The 16,770-nt window shown below is 52.6% G+C and carries 13 protein-coding genes and 1 pseudogene; all 14 read left to right on the top strand.

The genetic code is table 11. The annotated features are described in order from the left end of the window. Positions 1–78: 78 nt before the first annotated feature. Positions 79–639: pseudogene (locus Q4491_RS11225) on the top strand (type II secretion system F family protein); the annotation flags it as partial. Between the two features lie 212 nt (positions 640–851). Next, the gene (locus Q4491_RS11230; RefSeq protein ID WP_192015867.1) at positions 852–1,454 is read left to right on the top strand and encodes a prepilin-type N-terminal cleavage/methylation domain-containing protein; all 603 of its coding nucleotides are present in this window, start codon (positions 852–854) and stop codon (positions 1,452–1,454) included. A gap of 9 nt (positions 1,455–1,463) precedes the next feature. Beyond that, entirely contained in the window at positions 1,464–1,934 is a 471-nt protein-coding gene (locus Q4491_RS11235) for a type II secretion system protein (protein ID WP_303457572.1), read from the top strand. A gap of 94 nt (positions 1,935–2,028) precedes the next feature. Beyond that, positions 2,029–2,535 (top strand): prepilin-type N-terminal cleavage/methylation domain-containing protein, encoded by a 507-nt coding sequence (locus Q4491_RS11240; protein WP_303457574.1) that lies wholly within the window; start codon positions 2,029–2,031, stop codon positions 2,533–2,535. Continuing rightward, complete coding sequence (locus Q4491_RS11245) at positions 2,522–3,163, top strand: prepilin-type N-terminal cleavage/methylation domain-containing protein (protein ID WP_303457576.1); 642 nt, start codon at positions 2,522–2,524, stop codon at positions 3,161–3,163. Before Q4491_RS11240 ends, Q4491_RS11245 begins: the two co-directional genes overlap by 14 nt. Beyond that, positions 3,163–3,912, top strand: a complete 750-nt coding sequence (locus tag Q4491_RS11250) for a PilW family protein (RefSeq protein WP_303457578.1) — start codon at positions 3,163–3,165, stop codon at positions 3,910–3,912. The genes Q4491_RS11245 and Q4491_RS11250 overlap by 1 nt, the downstream gene beginning before the upstream one ends. After that, the gene (locus Q4491_RS11255; RefSeq protein ID WP_192015862.1) at positions 3,902–4,357 is read left to right on the top strand and encodes an MSHA biogenesis protein MshP; all 456 of its coding nucleotides are present in this window, start codon (positions 3,902–3,904) and stop codon (positions 4,355–4,357) included. The genes Q4491_RS11250 and Q4491_RS11255 overlap by 11 nt, the downstream gene beginning before the upstream one ends. Positions 4,358–5,684: 1,327 nt before the next feature. After that, positions 5,685–7,874, top strand: a complete 2,190-nt coding sequence (locus Q4491_RS11260; RefSeq protein WP_303457581.1) for a DUF6701 domain-containing protein — start codon at positions 5,685–5,687, stop codon at positions 7,872–7,874. 322 nt (positions 7,875–8,196) lie between these two features. Then, the gene (gene mreB, locus Q4491_RS11265) at positions 8,197–9,240 is read left to right on the top strand and encodes a rod shape-determining protein MreB (protein ID WP_027253728.1); all 1,044 of its coding nucleotides are present in this window, start codon (positions 8,197–8,199) and stop codon (positions 9,238–9,240) included. A 40-nt stretch (positions 9,241–9,280) separates the two neighbouring features. After that, the gene (mreC, locus tag Q4491_RS11270; protein WP_027253727.1) at positions 9,281–10,144 is read left to right on the top strand and encodes a rod shape-determining protein MreC; all 864 of its coding nucleotides are present in this window, start codon (positions 9,281–9,283) and stop codon (positions 10,142–10,144) included. Further along, positions 10,137–10,625 (top strand): rod shape-determining protein MreD, encoded by a 489-nt coding sequence (gene mreD, locus Q4491_RS11275; RefSeq protein ID WP_027253726.1) that lies wholly within the window; start codon positions 10,137–10,139, stop codon positions 10,623–10,625. Before mreC ends, mreD begins: the two co-directional genes overlap by 8 nt. 86 nt (positions 10,626–10,711) lie before the next feature. Next, positions 10,712–11,278: a nucleoside triphosphate pyrophosphatase gene (locus Q4491_RS11280; RefSeq protein WP_237794615.1), complete on the top strand. Its 567-nt coding sequence runs from the start codon at positions 10,712–10,714 to the stop codon at positions 11,276–11,278. A gap of 16 nt (positions 11,279–11,294) precedes the next feature. Then, complete coding sequence (gene rng / locus Q4491_RS11285) at positions 11,295–12,764, top strand: ribonuclease G (protein WP_192015858.1); 1,470 nt, start codon at positions 11,295–11,297, stop codon at positions 12,762–12,764. Positions 12,765–12,789: 25 nt separating this feature from the next. Further along, positions 12,790–16,698, top strand: coding sequence for a YhdP family protein (locus Q4491_RS11290; protein WP_237794616.1), 3,909 nt, complete (start codon positions 12,790–12,792; stop codon positions 16,696–16,698). The last annotated feature ends 72 nt before the right edge of the window (positions 16,699–16,770 follow it).

Here is a 16,770-nt window from a genome sequence, read left to right on the forward strand (position 1 = left end):
CTCAGAGAAAATCCAAGAAAGACAGAACCTTAGATGGAATTTATGAAAAGCTTAATGCTTAAGGTCCTGTCTATGATGCTGAGCTACTGGCCTTTGTTACTCGGCGGCTCAGTCGTAACCTGGATCGGCCTGAAAGCCTGGCAGCGCACTCCTGAAGGGCAGGAAAAATGGGACTACTGGCGCCTGAAAGTGCCGGTCGTGGGCGATATCATCAATCGGGCCCAGCTGTCGCGCTTTGCCCGGACTTTTGCGCTGATGATTCGCGCCGGTGTGCCCCTGAACCAGGCGATCCAGTTATCGGCCGAAGCGCTTGAAAACCGTTTTCTGGAAAATCGTCTGATCGACATGAAAAACGGCATTGAAGGCGGCAGCAGTATTACGCAAACAGCCAGACAAAGCGGCATTTTTACCCCACTGGTGCTGCAGATGATTGCGGTCGGTGAAGAAACTGGTCAGGTCGATGAACTGTTACACGAAGTCTCGGATTTTTATGACCGCGAAGTGGATTACGATCTGAAAACACTGACTGCCAGAATCGAGCCGTTTTTATTGGCGGTTGTTGCTGGCATGGTGCTGATTCTGGCGCTGGGGATATTCCTGCCGATGTGGAATTTACTTGATGTCGCGCGCGGGGCTTAATGCAGGCTGATGATATTAGCACTCAGTGCGAGAATAAAGTTTTGTTAGTGATATTTTTATCACTTAATTGCTTTGTAAGCTAAGCCTAAACCACAGTTAATATTAGGAAAATGTGCAATAACCCGATTATTTCCACTGGTATTTTTTTATGATAATGCGAGAATGACTACTTACATCATTTTGACGCCCGTTCGTCATGTTTTTGGCAGATTATGACTCAGTATCCGAACAGGCAAACCGGCTTATCGCTGATCGAACTGGTCATTGTGGTGGTGGTGGTCAGTATTCTGGCTGTTGTGGTGGTTCCCCGTTATATCGATATTGCCGAAGAGGCCAAAGTGGCTGCCCTTCAGGGCATGGCGGGGAGCTTTTCGACCGCAGTACTGTCTGCCCGTGCGCAGTGGGAAGCCGATGGCAAGCCAGGCACCCAGAGCCGGAACTGGGTCAATTACGACGGCACTCTGTTTAACCTGACCGCAGCAAAAACAGGCGGCAGAGAGGGATATCCTTTCGCGCTGCAGGGGCAGGGAAGTTCGCAACTGGGGCAACTGTCGGAGCAGGATTGCCTGACATTAATGGACAATCTGTTACAAAACCCACCGCCGTCAACCACTGATGCGAGTGAGGCGGGCTCTGGGCAATATCAGTATTTCGTCGAAGTCGGTGCAATCAGTGATAACCGGTTTTGTCGTTATTACCAGCTGGCTTCGGCCAGTGATTTTTGGACCGGTAAGAAAGCAATAACAGCCGGCCATTATTTTACTTATATACCGGCTTTGGGTCGGGTTGATATTAAAATTGATCGCAATATTTAGGAGTTAGCTATGAAACGTCAAGGTGGTTTTACCCTGATTGAATTGGTAGTGGTAATCGTGATTCTCGGCATTCTGGCCGTGACTGCTGCGCCGCGTTTTTTGAACCTGCAGGATGATGCACGTAACTCTGCGCTGCAGGGGCTGCGAGGCGCAATTGTGGGCGCTTCAGGCATTGTTTACGGCAAGGCTGCAGTGCGTGGTAATGAAACCAGTGATGAAGCAGTAGATGTCGATGGTGTTCAGGCTATTTTCGGCTATCCGACAGCAGCAGAAAATGGCATTGGTGCCGCGTTTGAATCGGGTGACTGGGATGTGGCACCTGCAACAGTAACTGGTGGTGCTGCGTTGCCAGCTGGCCAAATTGGCTATACCTTCAACGATCGCACTGAAGATGGCTGCTATGTCCGTTATGAGCAGGCAACATCTGCTGCAGTTGCAACTGCAACCGTTGTTCCAGGCAACGGCTGTACCGTTGACTAAGTAAACTCCCCCTGAAGCGTAGTTGCATTCAGGCTTTCAGAGGGGCGGACTCCTGCCCCTTTTCTCACTTTGACAGGGCGTTTTGGGTGAATGCATGGCTCGCCATTTGAGCGCTGGCCGACAACGCGGCTTTACGTTAATTGAACTGATTTTGGTGATCATACTGCTGGGAATCCTCAGTGTGACGGCCGCGTCACGTTTGATTGGCCGCAGCAGTTTTGATGCTTACCTGGCCCGCGATCAGGCCATCAGTCTGGCCCGTCAGATTCAGCTGCGAGCGATGAGCAATATCAATGAGCTGGGCGATCTGAATTCCTGCCTGTCTTTACAGGTGGCATCGGATCATTTTGGCCCGCCTGCCTGCGCTGATATCACGTTATCTGGCCGCGCAATCACGGCATCAGCCGACGATATTACTGTAACTGGCGATTTGTTAGGCGAAGTGCGGTTCGATTTACTGGGACGACCTTATCAGCAGGATGGCAGCGGGAGCAAGACACCGCTTTGTACCACAGAGTGCCAGATAACCTTTGTCTCGCGTAACGCTCAGAGCGCCTCAATCTGTATTAACCGGGAGGGTTATATCCATGCCTGCCCGTAACCCCTGCCGTTCGACAATTTGCCGCCAGAAAACCTACCGCCATCAGCAGGGTTTTACCCTGATTGAAGGCATTATCGCCATTGTCATTATGGCAATCGCCATGGTCACACTGACCAGCTTTTTATTTCCTCAGGCCGAACAGTCCGCCGTACCGCATTATCAGGCCAGAGCCGCCGCCATCGGCCAGGGCGTGCTGAATGAGGTGTTATCGCGTAAATTCGATGAAGCCTCGGATCCCTTTAACGACAGCGTGATCCGTTGCGGAGAAGAGGTGCATGTGTGCAGCGCGCCGGGCAATCTGGGTGCGGATGCCGGTGAAGTTAACAGCGGCTTACTGAATGTCGGCGCTGCCGATGACGTGGATGACTTTATCGGCTGCTGGGGCAGTGTGGCACAGTGCAACGGCAGCAGCCTGCCCCGTCGCGGGGCATTGCAGGATCTCGTTACAGTGTCTGCCGCCGAGCAAAGTGATTACCGCAATATTTACCTCGAAATCAGTGTGCGCTATGAAAACAACGCTTTCAATGGTGCCGCAACGGCTGTCAGCACCCAGAAGCGCATTGATGTGCTGGTCCGAACCAGCCGCTACGGTGAATACCTGTTCACTGCGTTCAGGAGTAACTACTGATGCAGCTGTCCCGGGGATTCACTCTGATAGAAATGATCATGGCGCTGGTGATTCTGGCATTTATTTCGCTGGGCATCGGTGCTTACCTGCAGTTGGGCGCCGGGGGCTACTCCGACACCATAGATAGAGAGCGTTTACAGTCGGAGGCGCGTTTTGTTATCGAACGTATTACCCGTGAAATTCGCCATGCTGCGCCAAACAGTGTCAGTTTCAGCAGCGGGTGTCTGTCGTTTTATCCTGTGCTGTTAACCGCCGCTTATCTGAACGAGCCGGATCCCACAGCGCCTGTGCTGGAGGTGCTGGTGCCGCCAGACTCACAGCAAATTAGCTTATGGAACAGTGGAGTTAACGGCAACCGCGCGGCAGTGGGATTTGTCAGTGTCAGCGATTATCAGGCCGATGAAGACGCAAGCATAGTCGTTGGCGCGCTGACGAAAGCCCCGACCACGGCAGATCCCACAGCCAGTCTGCAATTGTCCCAGTGGCTGGGCGATCGCTCACCGGGACAGCGATTGTATCTGTTTTCCGACCAAGTGGCTTTTTGTCAGGTTGGCGATAGCCTGGTACGGCGGGTAAATAATGGTACCGGCTATACGCTGACCAATACGCTCAGCCATTTCAATGTCGCTGTGTCAGGGGCCGGCCTGAACAGCAATGGTCTGATTCATCTTGAGCTGACCTTTAGCGATCCTGTCAGCCAAGAATCGTCGGACTACAGCCAGAGCGTGCAGGTGATCAATGTCTTATAGCCGACGGCATTCAAAGCAACAGCAACAGGGCAGCGCGCTGATCGTCGCTATTTTCGTGATTGTTGTCATGGCCGCCATGGCAGCCGCCATGTTGCGGGTGGCGGGTTCTGGTCAGGACATTACCACCCGCGAAGTACTGTCGACCCGTGCCTGGTTTACCGCCCATTCCGCCAATGAAGACATGATGAGGCAGCTTTTTCCGCTGGCCGGCACAGTGAGTGAACCCGCGGTCGATATCTGTCTGCGTCACCATCCTGACACCGGCACTGCTTACACTTTCGCACCAGCCGGGGTAACGGGCTGCCGCGCAACGACGACCTGCCAATCTTCAAATACCGGGTCAGTAAACACTTACTTTTTAATCAGCACTTCACAGTGCGGCAGCGGCCCTCATGCTGTTACCCGGATTCAGGAGCTTTGGGCAAAGGATTTGGATAATGAGTAAACGATTACAGGCTTTCGGGTGTCTTTGCTTCCTGCTGTATTTATTTCTTTCAGGACAGGCTGTGGCAGCAGAGTGCAGTAATAAGCTGAATAGTAATAAAGACTTTTATATTGATTTTGAAATACCGAGCGCGAATTTAGATGAGCAGGTCATTGCATCTCAGGCTAATTCCGGAACAAGAACTCAAGTCATTTGGACAGATAATCGAAATGCGAGTGAAGCCAACACAATTGTCGAGAAGAACTTTTTAGCTGGTGGACGCTATTATGTTCGGTTGTTATACAGCTCAGATAAAGGGAAGCAAGGAACGCTGCAGTATCTTAATAAGACGACGGTTTCTGGTACATGGCAGCTTGTCAGTGAAAAAGTGATCGACCTTTCGGAAATAAAGTCTGCTGATTTTCGTGTTGTTGGGAATGGCGAAGTTTCAACTATGGAGTGTGCAAAAGGAGAACCGCCGCCCTCGCCACCACCAGTTAATCCTGATGTTTGCGAATTATTTCCCGGCCCGGTACAAACCTGGATCGGAAATGAAAATAACTTATTTACATCTGATGTAGGCACCAAAATATCAAATACCTCAGCGCATAGCGTTGGGTTTAGTAATGCTATTGTCGATATGGGGTATCCTGACGCATACACTCCAGAGGACAATGTGAAAGCGTTATGCGATGGCGTTACTTGCTCCCTAAATGGCGGCATGGCGAATAAGCGAGATTTGCTTTGGGATGTTTCGGACAGTACTGAAATTAAAGATAAAGTTGTGACAGATAATGAAACGGCTTTACCGGGAAGTTATTTCATCTCGTCGTTCGGTGCGCCATATTCGGGACTCACGATAGAGCCTTCAGGGAACCTAATTTTCCCAACAGGGGAATACTGGTTAGACAGGGCCGATATTCGAGGCACGATGACAGTCGAAGGAGACGTTGTGCTTCACGTTTGGGATAAAATGACGGTTGCTGGCTTGGTTAATACAACAAGCCCTTCAGATAATTTAACTATCTATGCTTACAATAAAGGTGATGAATGTCCTCGTCCGGGCTTTTATCCTAGTGGGCCACCTGCAGTAAATACGAATTTCTCAGTCGATATCAACTCATCAGGCTTGTTTAACGGCCGTATTTACTCCCAGGGCCCTGTTGCTTTATCTAACAATACTGGATTAAGAGGTGCGGTTACAGCCTGTCAGTTACAAATGAGCAACACCGCGCAAATAGTCGGTAACAGCCAATGTTTCAATCCGCCGGATAATAATTATCAACTTGTTGTCAGCCCAGAGCGAGCCTTGAGCTTGCTGTGCGAACGTCAACCCGTAGAATTCCAAGTGTTGGATAGTAGTGGTGCGCTGGCGTCCCAATTTAATGGTGAGATAGATGTCACGACGAATCTGACTGGCAGCGGACAGGCGTTCTGGTATGAGCAGCCGGACGGTGGAACAGGTACAGATGCCAAGCAAAGCCAGCGTTTTTCTGTTTTTAACGGGAAAACGCAATTGTGGCTGAAAAGTGAAGTGATTGAAACAATCTTTGTTACCGGACAGCTAGTCTCAGACGGCAACCCAAGCGCAGAAGGCCAGTACAGTTTTGTCCCGTTTAAACTGCAGATTCAGGAGCAGGCATTGAAAGTCGTTGCCGGAAAACCTGAACAAATTACTGTCTCTGCCAGGAGTTGCGATACCAGTGCTGCAACACCGGCAGAAGCCCGAGACTACAGCGGTATCCGGACACTACAGTTGAGTACTCGCTATACCTTGCCAGATTCAGGTGGCAACTCTGTCGAGTTACGCGATAAAAATGGTAACTGGCAGTCCACCAGCGTTGCATTGAGCTTTCAGGAGGGCAGTGTTGAATCAGAGTTGCGTTATTTGGATGCGGGTCAGACGCAACTTAGTCTTGTCGATCCAAATTGCACTAAAGCCGGTGGATGCAGTATCAGTGGTAATGGCTCGTCGCTGGACGGTATGGATTTAGGCGATTGGACCCGATTAGAAGGAACGCAAACCGTCTGGTCCCGACCTTATACTTTCGCGCTCTGCAATATCACCTCAAGCAAAGGACAGACAGATTTCTCCGGCACCGCCAGCGGCGGACCGGGCTTTGCGGCAGCGGGTGAGTCGTTTTCAGTCACCTTTAAACCTGTGATCTGGACGGAAGATGCAGTGATGCCGGATCAAAGCGGTGACGATATCAATGATATCCAAACCACCACTTCAGCCTGGTGCAATCAACTCACCACACCGAATTACTATTCCGTATCTGGATTGGTGACAGCGCCGATTCAGTTGTCCATTCCCGATAAGCTGGCTTCGCCAGAAGGCGATGGCGTATCTGCGGGTAAGTTGGAAGGCACGCTGTATCACGAATTTACACGCTCTGAAGCAACTGCGGGCTGGACCATAAACGATCTGAGCTGGAGCGAAGTCGGCAGTCTGTGGCTGCAGGCCGATGCCGATTATCTTGGCATGGCAGTGGATCAGGGGGTCGGACAGCTGGGGCGCTTCTACCCAGCACATTTCGTCATCAAGGAGAGTGTGGTCAGCGACGCCTACGGTAGTTTCACCTATATGAATCAGCCGTTTTCCTTGTCAGCGACTGTCGAGGCGCAAAATACGCAGAATCAGCCAACCCAAAACTACGGCTATTTCGCCGACGATTATCAAGAATCGCTGCAGTTACGCGCCGTGAATACGGGTGCGATAGGGAGCGATGCCAATAACCTGACCAGCCGGTTATCTGAGCAGTTGAGTTATCAGCAATGGGAAAAGGCGAAGCAAACCATCAGCACTGACACACTGGCATTATTGCGGGTGGTGAGCAGCACGGATTCAAACGTGACCGAACCCGACGGGCCGTACCCGGTCGATTTTGGTCTGGTTGTCGAATCTCGGAATGATTGCGCTACCCGGGGTTGCAGCGACTTTTCAGCTAAACCGCTGAGTGTCTATGAGCAGGACGGCGCCACGCCGGAAACCGCCGCCGCGCTGGTTGGTGATATTCATGCCCGCTACGGCCGGATGCGGTTGGAAGATGCGGTGGGCCGGGAAGGTGAAAAAATCAATATTCCTGTGCTGTTGGAGTACTGGAATGCAGGCCAGTTCGTCACCAATGGCGACGATAACGACTCGGTATTCAATGGCCAGCTGTATTTCAGACAGGGCATCACTCACCCGACCACGAATGCAATCACCGCATCCGTTGGTGATATACAGGTGCAAGAAGGCCGTTCAGCGTCGGGCGATCTTTATGCCACTGAGGGCGAATCTGGCGAGCAGGTGCGCTTCTGGCAAAAACTGATAGCCGACATGCCTGCTGCCATCACAGGCGAGAATCCTGTCACTGACTCAGGATCCGGCACCCATGCCGGCAGTGAATCCCAGCCCTGGTTGCTGTACAACTGGCGGGGGCAGGGTGATGAAAACCCCTCAGCCGTGGTGACTTTTGGGGTTTACCGTGGCAATGACCGGGTGATTTACCGCGGTGAAAGGAATATGAACCAGTTCATCGATACCAATTAACCGGTGTCAGTTCGTCGAGACCAGTGCGTCAACAGCTGGCGTTGCTATGCTGAATCGGAATGATTTTGATAAAGTCAGTCTGAACGGATAAAGCATGGCTTTATATTCCACTTGCTTTATATTTGTCTGGTATATCTCAGGGGCATGCTAATGAGCGGGCAGCCCACAATTCGAAGCAAAAGCACACACGAAAGCGTAACAATCCCTAAAAATGAGGATCTGTGGCAGGTTTGACAAAGCTTATCTTGTCTCGCTACCTGCCACTTGATACATTTAGGCGCAATTTTTACGAAATTTGAGCTTGCAGGATTAGCCGAAAACTATGTTTAAAAAACTTCGTGGCATGTTTTCCAATGACCTGTCCATTGACCTGGGTACTGCCAATACCCTGATTTATGTCAAAGGGCAGGGTATCGTACTTGATGAACCTTCAGTGGTCGCCATTCGCCAGGATCGTGCGGGTGCCACTAAAAGTGTCGCGGCCGTTGGCCACGAAGCAAAACAAATGCTGGGGCGTACGCCTGGTAATATCGCTGCTATCCGCCCGATGAAAGACGGTGTGATTGCAGATTTTTATGTCACAGAGAAAATGCTGCAGCATTTTATCAAGCAAGTGCACGATAACAGTGTACTGCGTCCAAGCCCACGTGTGCTGGTAGCTGTGCCTTGTGGTTCTACTCAGGTTGAGCGTCGTGCTATCCGTGAATCGGCACAAGGTGCCGGTGCCCGTGAAGTGTACCTGATTGATGAACCTATGGCGGCGGCTATTGGTGCCGGTCTGCCGGTGTCTGAAGCGACAGGCTCCATGGTGATCGATATTGGTGGTGGTACAACTGAAGTTGCCGTTATCTCTCTGAATGGTGTGGTGTATTCCTCTTCCGTGCGTATCGGTGGTGACCGTTTCGATGAAGCGATCATCAATTATGTCCGTCGTAACTACGGCAGCCTGATTGGTGAAGCAACCGCTGAGCGCATCAAACACGAGATAGGTTCTGCTTATCCGGGTGATGAAGTGCGTGAAATCGAAGTGCGCGGCCGTAACCTGGCTGAAGGTGTGCCACGCAGCTTTACTCTGAATTCCAATGAGATTCTTGAAGCCCTGCAAGAGCCGCTGACAGGTATTGTGTCTGCTGTGATGGTGGCGCTGGAACAGTGTCCGCCGGAACTGGCTTCGGATATCTCAGAGCGCGGTATGGTACTGACAGGTGGTGGTGCATTGCTGCGTGATCTGGACCGTTTACTGACCGAAGAAACCGGTATCCCTGTGGTTGTTGCTGAAGATCCGCTGACCTGTGTGGCTCGCGGTGGCGGTAAAGCGCTGGAAATGATCGACATGCACGGTGGCGATTTATTCAGCGAAGAGTAATGTCTACCCCGGCAAACATCCAAACAGGTCATAGTGTTACATGAAACCTATCTTTGGCAGAGGCCCTTCTCTGCAATTGCGCCTGTTTCTTGCCATGTTACTGTCGGCCGGCCTTATGCTGGCCGACAGCCGTCTTGATGCTTTCGCCCAGGTCCGGTATGTCCTTAACTCTGCGGTTGCCCCTTTGCAATACGCAGCGAACCTTCCGCGTGAAATTCTGGATGGTCTTTTCAGTCAGCTGAGTTCTCATCAGCGATTACTGGCAGAAAACAAAGCGCTTAAGCGCGACCTTCTGGTACTGCAAAGCGATGTGCTGCTACTTGACCAGTTGCAGCAGGAGAACCAGCGCCTTCGTGAGCTGCTGGGCTCACCTTTTGTGCGTGACGAACGTAAAATGGTGGCTGAAGTGATGGCTGTCGACTCCGACCCATACAGTCATCAGGTCATGATAGATAAAGGCCGTGTAGACGGTGTGTATGAAGGTCAGCCGGTGATCAATGACAAAGGTATCGTCGGTCAGATCTCCTATGTCGGCGCACACAACAGCCGGGTGCTGCTGCTGATCGATCCCACCCATGCGATTCCGGTGCAAGTGGTGCGCAACGATATCCGGGTAATTGCCTCAGGCAGTGGCGAGCAGGATCAGATTCAGCTCGAACACGTCCCCAGCAGTACCGATATCAAAGTGGGCGATTTACTGGTGACATCCGGTCTGGGTGGCCGCTATCCGGAAGGATACCCGGTCGGCAGGGTGACAGAGTTTTCGTTCGATAATAAGCGCCCGTTTGCGCAAATCAAAGCCTTGCCAACGGTGCAGTTTGACCGCTTGCGTTATTTACTGCTGGTCTGGCCGACAGACAGAGAAAGGCATACCGTCACCACAGGAGATCCGGTCAATGGTTGATAGTCGAGCCAATGGCATTGTGCTGATCTGGTTGTCGTTTGTGGTTGCACTGATCCTGCAGGCCGCTCCCTGGCCCGGACAGCTGGAAGCTTTCCGTCCGTCTTGGGTTATGTTGGTGGCGTTTTACTGGGTGCTGGCGTTGCCACACCGGGTGAATGTCGGCACGGCATTGGTACTGGGACTGATCTGGGATCTGTTACTGGGTTCCACTCTGGGTATTCGCGGTCTGACCATGTCAGTGCTGTGCTACATAGTGGCCCTGAACTTTCAGGTGATGCGCAATTTATCCTTATGGCAGCAGGCCATGATAGTCGCCTTGCTGTCGCTGGCCGGCAAGCTGGTGGAGTTCTGGGCAGAATACCTGGTGGTCGAGATTGAATTTGATCCCACCCGGTTGTGGGCCGTATTACTCAACTTCCTCCTCTGGCCTTGGTTGTTCCTGTTTTTGCGGCGCATTCGCCGTAAGTTCTCAATACGTTAGGGGGCATCAGTCCCCTTCGATAGCACTGTGTGATACGGTTCGCATGACAAGCCCCCAGTGCTATCGTCTTTCTAGGTAAGATCAAGATGACAACACTGTATCTGGCATCCGGTTCACCCCGTCGTAAAGAACTGCTCTCTCAACTCGGTTACACTTTCGATATCCTGTCGCTCGACGTCGAAGAACGGCATCAGGCAGGAGAAACCCCGGAAGCCTATGTTCAGCGTCTGTCGCTGGACAAAGCCATGGCAGGGGTGAGGGTAACTGACGGACAGACGCCGGTACTCGGTTCAGACACTATAGTGGTAGTAGACGGACAGATTCTTGAAAAGCCGAGGGATTTCGCGCACAGCCGTGAGATGCTCATGTTATTATCCGGACGAAGCCATCAGGTCATGACGGCTGTCACTGTTGCCACGCAAGCGCGTCAGCGGACAGAGCTGGTTGTAACGGATGTCTGGTTCCGGTCTCTGACCGGCCAGGATATTCAGGACTACTGGCAAAGTGGTGAACCCAAAGACAAAGCCGGCAGTTATGCCATTCAGGGGATTGGCGGGAAATTCATTGCCCGTATCGAAGGGAGTTACCATGCAGTTGTCGGCTTGCCGCTGCTGGAAACCGATGCGCTGATCCGAGAATTTATAGCCAATTAAATTAACAGAGGCATCCATGAGTACCGAGCTGCTTATCAATGTGACACCCAGTGAAACCCGCGTGGCGATGATTGAAGGGGGCAACCTCCAGGAAATCCATATTGAGCGTGAATCCAAGCGTGGCATTGTTGGCAATATTTATAAAGGGAAAGTGAGCCGTGTACTGCCTGGCATGCAGGCAGCTTTTGTGGATATCGGGCTGGATAAAGCGGCCTTTCTTCATGCCTCCGATATTGTTCCCCATACCGAGTGCGTGGCCGAAAATGAGAAACAGCAGTTTCAGGTAAGGGATATTTCAGAACTGGTGCGCCAGGGGCAGGATCTGGTGGTGCAGGTGGTGAAAGATCCGCTGGGAACCAAAGGCGCCCGCCTGACGACGGATGTTACCCTGCCATCCCGCTACCTGGTTTTCATGCCCGGTGCCAGCCATGTTGGCGTATCGCAGCGGATTGAAAGTGAACGCGAGCGTGAACGCCTGAAAAACCTGGTAACCAAGCATTGTGATGAATTGGGCGGATTTATTATCCGCACCGCTGCGGAAGGGGCGTCATCGGCCGAAGTGGCGCAGGATGCTGCATTTCTAAAGCATTTATGGCGAAAAGTGCTGGAACGTCGTGGAAAATACAAGAGTAAGTCGATGCTGTACGGTGAGCTTGGTCTGGCGCAGCGTATTCTGCGCGATTTTGTCGGCACTGAATTGGATTCTATTTACGTCGATTCCCGCCTGGCTTTCGAGAATTTAAAAGAATTTACCGACGAGTTCGTGCCAGAACTGAGCAATAAGCTGGTTCGCTACACAGGCGATCAGCCGATTTTCGATCTGTACGATACGGAAAATGAAATTCAGCGTTCGCTGGATCGCAAAGTGGAGCTGAAATCCGGCGGTTATCTGATTATCGATCAGACCGAAGCCATGACAACGGTCGATATCAATACCGGTGCTTTTGTTGGCCGCCGTAATCTGGAAGAGACCATCTTCAATACCAATATTGAAGCCACCAAAGCGATTGCCCGCCAGTTACGCCTGCGCAACCTTGGCGGGATTATCATTATTGATTTTATCGATATGGCCTCTGAAGAGCACAGGCGCCGGGTGCTGACGGCACTGGAACAGGCGCTGTCTTACGACAGGGTGAAAACCAATATCAACGGCTTTACCCAGCTTGGGCTGGTGGAAATGACCCGTAAACGGACCCGTGAAAGTATTGAACATGTACTGTGCGGGACTTGTCCAACCTGTGAAGGGCGCGGGACGGTGAAAACGGTCGACAGTGTCTGCTATGAAATTCTGCGTGAGATTACCCGTGTCAACCGGGCTTATGATGCCGATCGCTTTGTCGCTTATGTTTCCCCTGCGGTGGCTGAGACACTGGCCGGCGAGGAATACCATGCGCTGGCTGAACTGGAAGTCTTCATCGGTAAGCAGGTTGAAGTCAAAATCGAACCTTTGTATAACCAAGAACAGTTTGACGTCGTAATGATGTAAACCCTGAGGCAATGGCGTGTTATCTGTGCTGATAAATCTGACCCGCGTTCTGAAATGGACGTTGCTCACTCTGCTGGTCATCGGCGCAGTGTTAATTACCTCGTTGCGCTTACTGCTGCCGCAATTGAATGATTACCGCGCTTCGATTACGCAATGGCTCTCGGCGCAAGCCAATATGCAGATCAGCGTCGAGCTGGTTGAGGGGCGCTGGCATAATCTTGGCCCGGTTATGGCGCTGCACGGTGTCAGTATCGGTCAGAGCAGTAAGGATATGGTGCAGGTCGGCGAGATCGACTTTGACGTTGATTTGTGGCGTTCTGTACTTAACCTCAAGCCGGTTTTTCGTGATATCAGACTGACCGGACTCACGCTGGATCTCACCCAGTTTCCGGCCAGTGACCGTCCTGCTGAGGCGGATAAACCCCTGGATGTTAACCGACTGGAACAGCTGTTGTTTGTTCAGCTGGGAACATTCTCCCTTCATGATGCGACCCTAGTAGTGAGCTCGCCTGCGGGTCACCGTCAGCCGGTGGCGGTGACAGAACTGAAATGGGATCGTCAGGGTGACATGCACCTGGCTGAAGGTATTGTCAGTATTCCCGGTACCGATCTCAATCAGCTCAATGTGATGGCGAATCTGTCTGCCACTCGCGGATTGCCGCATTTATCCGGCACTATTTATGCGCGGGCGAAAAACCTGTCAATGACCCCCTGGCTCAACCAGTCTGTGCTGGGCGGGGAAAAAATCACCGACAGCCAGCTGAATGCGGAAGCTTGGCTGACTCTCGACAATGGTCAGCTCAGTAACAGTAAAGTCCGTTTTCTGGACTCCTATGTACGCTGGCAGGAAAACGGGCGCAAACACGAGCTGGCATTGCTGCGTGGCATGCTGTCCCTGATCCCTGAGCAGCGAGAAGCCAGCAGCGGATGGCGACTGGATAGCCATAAACTGGTACTGGCGACAGATCAGAAAGCCTGGCCGCGTCTTGATTTCTCCGCTAACTGGCAGGCACCGCAGCAAAAGGATCAGGCTGTGCCTGAGCCGGTATCACCGCAAGACACTGTGTCCCAGGGCCATTGGCAGCTGGCTGTCAGCAGTGTTGATCTGGCCAGACTGGCACCGTTAGCCAGTTTGCTGCCGGAAGACAACACAGGCCGACAAGCCATTGAATCACTTCAGCCAGCCGGTTTGGTACGCGATCTCCGTTTGGCCGGTCAGGGACTGGCGCTCCCCCGTTTTTCATTTGAACTGGATGGGGTCTCGAACAGGCAGTGGATGTATCTGCCAGCCTTTGCATCTTTGCATGCCAATATTGCCGGTGACGGGCAGCAGGGTGAGATAACGCTCAATGTCGGCAAGCAAACCCTGGACTATGACAAGGTCTTCCAGGCACCGATGGAGATTGAGCAGGCCGATGTCCGTGGCTATTGGAAATTGGACCGCCAGGGATGGCGTGTGTGGAGCGATGAGCTGTCGCTAATCACACCGCACCTGAGTGCGAACGGACAGTTCCGGCTTGATTTCCCGAAAGCGGCTCCTTCCTGGCTGTCTTTTTACGGCGAAACCAAAGTCAAAGATGCTGGCGCGGCCTGGCGTTATTTGCCTCGCCCGGCGCTGGGGCAGGAGCTGACGGATTATCTTTCCTCCGCCATTCGTGGCGGGCAGTCTGATCATGCTCAGTTACTGTGGTTTGGCGATCTGCCTGCATTTCCTTATGCCAGCCATGACGGAAATTTTGAAATCAGCGTACCGCTGAAGCATGGACGTTTCAGTTTCGATACCGCCTGGCCTGAGCTGACCGAGATTGATTTGAACCTGGGTTTTCGCAATGATCGCATGCTGATCAATGCCAGCCATGCCAAGACCAAAGACGCTGTGGCTGATCGGGTCGTCGGCGATGCCTGGCTGCACCCGGATGGCCACCTGAAACTGGCCATTGATGTCAGTGCAGAAGGCGAGCAGGTCCGCGACTATATGATGGCAACGCCACTGGTGGACTCGGTCGGGGCGGCGCTGTCGGCGGTGAATGTTGACGGACCTGTGGCCGCGAAGCTGCAGTTGGACATTCCCTTTAGTGGCGGCGAGGTGAAAGCGCAGGGAGAGGCCAGTCTTGACAGTAACCGGGTGACTATCGAAAGCTTGTCGCTGCCTCTTACCCAGGTAAAAGGCACCATTCATTTTGATAATGACCAGATAACGGCGGACGGCGTAACCGGCTACTGGCTCGGCCAGCCCCTGACCGTCAGCTTTGACGGCGAGAACGGCGAAGCCGGTTACCGGGTCAATGTGGATCTGGCCGGGTTCTGGCAGGTTGCCTCGCTGCAGCAGCGCTTGCAGGATCCGCTGCTGGCCAGACTGCACGGCAGTGCCAAGTGGCAGGGTAATGTCGGGGTGGTAATGCATGATACCGGACTGAAATATCAGGTCTTTATTCAAGCGCCGTTAGCTGCTATCCGCAGTGAGCTGCCTTATCCGTTGGTTTTTACACCACAAAGTCCCACCAGTGCGGTGCTGACGGCTTCCGGCAATACTTCCCGGCTGGAAGCCAGCCTCACGGTGCCGGATGCTCAGTACCGGGCTGAGATTGCCTTGCAGTCACAACCGCGGATTGTACGCAGCGAACTGACAGTCGGCCTGGCCGAACGACGCAAACTGCCGGCAAAAGGCCACGGGATTCGTATTCAGGCCAATAGCATTGATGCCGACGCATGGGACAGCCTGGTACAAGAGATCATTGACAAGCAGCGGAACAGACCGGCAGCACAAACCGGTATTGAACTGCCATTACCCACGCGGATCAATGCCAGCATCCAGCAGCTTAAGCTGGCTGGGCTCAACTGGCACAATCTGGACCTGGCGGTACGCAAGCAGCCATCGCAGTGGCATGCGGTACTCGGCAGCCGCGAAGTCAGCGGCGAGCTTTTCTGGCCCGACTATAAGCCTCTGACGGTGAACCTGGAGCAGCTTCACCTCAATTTACCGGAAGATAAAAAGCCGCTGGAAACCCTGTCGGCTGAGCATAGGTATGTGCCGCAGCGAGCTATTCCACCTGTCACGGATTTTGACCGTAACATGATGGCTTACCTGCCGCAGATGAATGTCAAGGTTAAAGACTTGTGGCTGCAGGGATACCGGCTGGGCGCATTAAGTGGTCGGTTGCGACGCGATGCCCAAACGCTGATTCTGGAAGAGCTGCAGCTGGATTCCGGCACGACGTCGCTGAGTCTGGATGGCCACTGGACTATGAATCAGTACCAGAATGAAACACAGGTTGCCTTTGATATCGCCGGTGAGGACAGCTCTGAGCTGATGGGGCGGCTGGGGATCTCCGGCGGGATCCAGGATGCCCGCTTTACCAGCTACGCCTCGATTCAGTGGCAGGGGGCGCCATGGTCGATGCACCGTGAAACCCTGACCGGTGAACTCAAAACCGAAACCGGCAAAGGGGTGATCCGTGATGTAGGCGGTGCCGGCCGGATTCTGGGGTTATTCAGTCTCGATTCTATCATGCGCAAGATGCAACTCGACTTTACCGGGGTGTTTGATGACGGGCTGGCTTTTGACTACATCAAAGGGTCCGGGCGGATCGAAAATGGCCGCTTTGAAACGGACGATGTGGAAATGAAAGCACTGGCGGGTGATATGTACATTCAGGGAAGTGCTAATCTGGTTAATGAGACAGTGAATGCCAGAGTGAAATTTATTCCTGATCTGACATCCGGTATCCCGGTGCTGACAGCGTTTGCTGTCGCACCGCAGACGGCCATTGTCGTGTTTGCCATTTCGACCGCCCTGTCGCCTGTGGTGGATGTTTTTACCCAGATTAACTATGTCGTCAGCGGCCCGATAGAGTCACCCACAGTGACAGAACAGTCGCGCTTTACCGGTGAGTTTAAGGTGCCTGCCGCCCTGAAGCAGCAGGTTGAGCAATAATAAGCAAGGTGTTTCCGGCTTTGCCTGAGTGGTGAAGCTGAGGTAATAATAACAAGAAAATCAATTTGTAAT

The organism is Photobacterium sp. 2_MG-2023 (assembly GCF_030547675.1).
GTDB classification, from domain to species: Bacteria; Pseudomonadota; Gammaproteobacteria; order Enterobacterales; family Vibrionaceae; genus Photobacterium; species Photobacterium arenosum.